Source organism: Companilactobacillus halodurans, from assembly GCF_009600995.1.
In the GTDB taxonomy this organism is placed as follows: domain Bacteria; phylum Bacillota; class Bacilli; order Lactobacillales; family Lactobacillaceae; genus Companilactobacillus; species Companilactobacillus halodurans.
In genome coordinates, this window is the sequence record NZ_VDFO01000071.1 from 1 (window position 1) to 4,361 (window position 4,361).

Annotated in this window: 5 protein-coding genes; all 5 read left to right on the top strand. The window is 31.9% G+C overall.

What is annotated here, in order from left to right; translation table 11 throughout:
• Positions 1-232 precede the first annotated feature (232 nt).
• Entirely contained in the window at positions 233-367 is a 135-nt protein-coding gene (locus FHL05_RS12750) for a hypothetical protein (RefSeq protein ID WP_274596051.1), read from the top strand.
• Positions 368-380: 13 nt separating this feature from the next.
• The gene (locus FHL05_RS12165) at positions 381-851 is read left to right on the top strand and encodes a PTS sugar transporter subunit IIB (protein ID WP_153522835.1); all 471 of its coding nucleotides are present in this window, start codon (positions 381-383) and stop codon (positions 849-851) included.
• 50 nt (positions 852-901) lie between these two features.
• Positions 902-1,672, top strand: coding sequence for a PTS mannose/fructose/sorbose/N-acetylgalactosamine transporter subunit IIC (locus FHL05_RS12170; protein WP_153385712.1), 771 nt, complete (start codon positions 902-904; stop codon positions 1,670-1,672).
• Positions 1,659-2,492, top strand: a complete 834-nt coding sequence (locus FHL05_RS12175; RefSeq protein ID WP_153385713.1) for a PTS system mannose/fructose/sorbose family transporter subunit IID — start codon at positions 1,659-1,661, stop codon at positions 2,490-2,492. The genes FHL05_RS12170 and FHL05_RS12175 overlap by 14 nt, the downstream gene beginning before the upstream one ends.
• Positions 2,493-4,078: 1,586 nt before the next feature.
• Entirely contained in the window at positions 4,079-4,249 is a 171-nt protein-coding gene (locus FHL05_RS12180) for a hypothetical protein (protein ID WP_153522837.1), read from the top strand.
• Positions 4,250-4,361: the final 112 nt, after the last annotated feature.

The window sequence follows — 4,361 nt, forward strand, 5'->3', positions numbered from 1 at the left end:
AGTCTCTGAAGCGGATCCACCGAGGGTTCAAAGGACTCCAGGACACCTTGGAAGCATCATTTATTTAAGTTAGATACATATTATATGTACGAAGACATTTCATTTACACAAGATTCTGGACGCTACCGTTTTTGGTGGAAGTGTTAATAATGAGTTTATTGATTACCTTTCAAAGAACAAGCAGGACAATATATATCTAGTATCTGGAATGAATTTAGGGTTATTACTTAGTTTGATTACAACGATTGATTCAAATGAATCTGTACCCGAGATCATTTCACATGCAATTGAATCATCCACAAAAATGATTATTAATGATTCCAAAGTATTGGAGGGTGATGTAGAAGAAGATTCAGACGACTTTTAAAGGAGGAAAAATTATGATATTAGCAACTAGAGTTGACTATAGATTATTACACGGACAGGTGGCAGTTTCCTGGACTTCAGGGTTAGGTGCAAATTGTATTCTTATTGCGAATGATAAAGTAGCAACAGATTCCGTAAGAAAATCTGCAATGAGATTAGCTAAACCCCAAGGAGTAAAACTTGTAATAAAGAATATTGAAGACTCAATCAAAGCTATCAATAGTGGTGTAACAGATAAATATAGATTGTTTGTTGTCGTAGATAGTATCGATGATGTATATAAATTAGTTCAGGGGTGTAACCAAATTAAATCAGTAAATCTCGGTCTAACTACAACAAGAGAAGGAACAAAAAATATTTCAAAAAATATCAATATTACTGGTTCTGAAGAAGAAAAACTGAAAGTCATGGTAAACAATGGTATTGAAGTAGAAATTAGAGCTGTCCCTGATGATCATAAAGTATTAATCAAAAATATACTTTAATAAATGTTAAATATACTTTAATAAATGTTATTTGAAGGGGAACTGTGAAAATGAAAACTTTTTTGATATTTCTAATTGCGTGTTTTGGTTACAGTGATTACTTTACTGGTAAATCAATGCAAACCAGACCATTGGTTTTAGGACCATTAGTAGGATTGGCCTTGGGTAATTTGGAACAAGGAGTAATAATCGGTGCAACTATGGAATTAGCCATGATGGGAGCTGTAGGTATTGGTGCAGCTTTACCCCCAGAAGTTGTTTCAGGTGGTATTTTAGGTACGGCATTTGCCATTATCGGGCATAAAGATGCGGGTATGGCCGTAGCATTGGGCTTACCAATTGCTATGTTAGTTATGCTACTTCGTAATCTATTGTTTATCGCCATTGATCCTATTTTTGCTAAACGGGCTGATAAATACGATGCGAAGGGTGATATTGAAGGTGTAAATAGGATGCACTGGTTTGGTGGTGTTTTTGGTATGTATTTACCTCTAGCTATTTTGGTTACTGTTTCCTTCCAGCTTGGTGGAGGAATAATGCAGCAAGTATTAAATATGATTCCAAAATTTATCCAAACGGGGTTGAGTATTTCGGCCGGAATTTTGCCTGCACTTGGATTTGCGATTCTACTAAGAATGATTGTAAATAAAGAAATTATTGGTTATTTAATTGTTGGGTTCGTACTTACAGCCTATCTAAAATTACCTGTTGTTGGTGTAGCATTGCTGGCTGTCGGTATTATTGCAATTTTGCTGTATGTTAACAAAGGGGTTACAACAAGAACAGAAAATAGTGGAGGTGACTCTGATGACGACTTCTAAACAAAAGGTTGATACAGAAATAACCAAAAAAGATTTAAGAAAGGTATTCTGGAAATCCTTGCCATTTGAAATATCCTGGAACTATGTTCGTCAAGATCATATGGGATTTGCTTATTCCATGTCACCAATTATTAAAAAATTGTATAAAACTAGAGAAGATAGGGCGGCTGCCTTGAAAAGACATATGGAATTTTTTAACATTACTGTATACTTCTCAACACTTGTTTTAGGTATCGTAACAGCGATGGAAAAGAAGAATGCTGAAGATGGAAAAGAATTTGATGCAACGTCTATCAATAATATTAAAGCTAGTTTGATGGGTCCCTTATCAGGCATTGGAGATTCCTTGTTTTTAGGAACATTAAGAGTTATTGCTGCCGGTATTGGCGCTTCTCTTGCAATGAAAGGCAGTATTCTTGGTGCTATTTTGTTTCTCATCCTTTATAATGTCCCTGCCTTTGCCGTAAGATATATTGGTATGATGCAAGGTTATAAAATGGGAACATCTTTCCTAGATAAAATTTCTGAGTCTGGATTGATGGATAAAGTCACAAAATTAACTGGTATTTTAGGGTTAATGACTATCGGGTCAATGGTTGCAACGATGGTAGTTATGAAAACACCATTAACTTTTGGTACTGGTAGTGCAATAACAAAAGTTCAGTCAATTTTAGATTCAATTATGCCAAAATTATTGCCTGCAATGATCACAGGAGTGATATATTGGCTTTTGAATAAGAAAATAAAGACGACAACAATTCTAATTTTAATTATTGCGTTCTCAATTGTTTGTGCTTATTTTGGTATCTTGTCAGCATAATCTTTATAAGTACAATAGACAAAAATATTTGAAATCATTTTTGATAGTTTGAGCTTTTGTAATAAATGTATTCGCCTTAGCAAGGATATATAATGAAAGTGAATAATAATTTTATGTTAGGTTTTATGCTTAATCACTGAGAAAGTGGTTAAGCTTTTTTGTATCAGTCAGGGACGTTAATTTGATTGTTATTCATAGTAGTCAAAATAAATAGTTAAAAGCAAAGATGTACATCTTGAGGTGGAACCGATGTGACAATTATAGAGAACAGAACAAAATCTGGCTGTCTGAGGATGATAAATTAGTAAAACCAAAGGCAATCATAGGTGCATAATATTGTCTCTGAAAAAATATGAATTGAATGGCAATTTATTTGAAGAATAAGTTTGAAATAGAAGTAAAAGAACAGTCTAAATATTTAGAAACAGAATCTACTTAACTTATGGGAGCAATATTTGAACAGTATTTAATGTTGCTATGGATAGTTTGGCTTTGCCTTTTATGGAAAATATATGATTAGTGAGCAAACGATGAGAAATAATAGTTCTGATATAGATCAAAAAATAGTCAGCCTATATAATTAACGATTAAGAGCTATATTAAATTGTTGATGAGGGTGTGCTAATCAGTTTTTGGTATTCCCAAGAGTGTTGAGTAATAAAGTCACTACATGTGAATCAATTGATAGCAAATCGTAAAGTGTAAGGGATACGTCTAAATCACAAATTTTTAATGGAATAATTCAACATCAAAATAAAGGTGTGCAACCACTACCAGATCCTTTTTCAAGTATATTATTAATGAACTGTTAATTATTTAATTTCTAAAGTCCTTGTGAAATCATCGTTTAAATTTAGTTTGAATATTGTTGATAAGGGAGTCATATTTAATCTTTAGGTCAACTCATTCTCTCCAGATTGATAATAATGTGAGAACAATAAATGAGTTAATAAGTACTTTTACAATCATTTGAAATTTATTCTTTCAAAGTAAATATAATTTATTGAAGTGTTGATAAAATGTTTTCTAGTTGTTTTCATTCATCGAAAATATTCTATTCTAATATATAGAAATTTTGAAATATAGTACTTTAAGAACAACAACATACCTATATTAGCCACGCAATTGAAGTGGAATGTCAAGTGTACTATTTTATGAAATTGCGTGACTTTTACTAAATTTATTCCAAGATGCGTCCTCATTAATTCATATTATGGAACCATAGAAGATAGTCGTGGAAATTTGGCGGATTATCCTATTATCCACTGTTTCTTGGTCAAGGATATTACATCATTCATTTATTCTAAAATTAGTTGCAACAAACTTATTATTACTTTTCTGGATTACGTGTTGACGATCATTTTAAAAACTATAATAAGCAATATAGCAAAGTCCATAATTTCTTAATTATAATGGAGTCTATGCATAGAATAATGGTTGATATGAAAGGATCAAAAAGCTGATAATATGGTTAGTAAATAGTAATAATTACTTTTCATTTACAATTTACTGTTAAAAATTAAAAATGAATTATATCTATTACTGAGTAAACTCAATATATATAGAAATTATTATGAGGTGGGATAATGGATTATCAAACTCGTTTGATGAATAAACAATATGAGCTTTCTGATACGGAAAATGAATTGGCAAACTATATAAAACGTAATTCTAAAGACGTAATTCATATGACAATAACAGAGGTAGCCAATGATATATATACCGTTCCAAATACGGTTATACTGGTGTTAGTCTGATATTCCGGACACGGTCTCTATGTTAAAATTGTGAAATTAATAAGGAGAACTTATCTATGACTCAAAAATTTTCAGCCGAATTTCAGGCCTCAATTATGGATCTTTACCATTC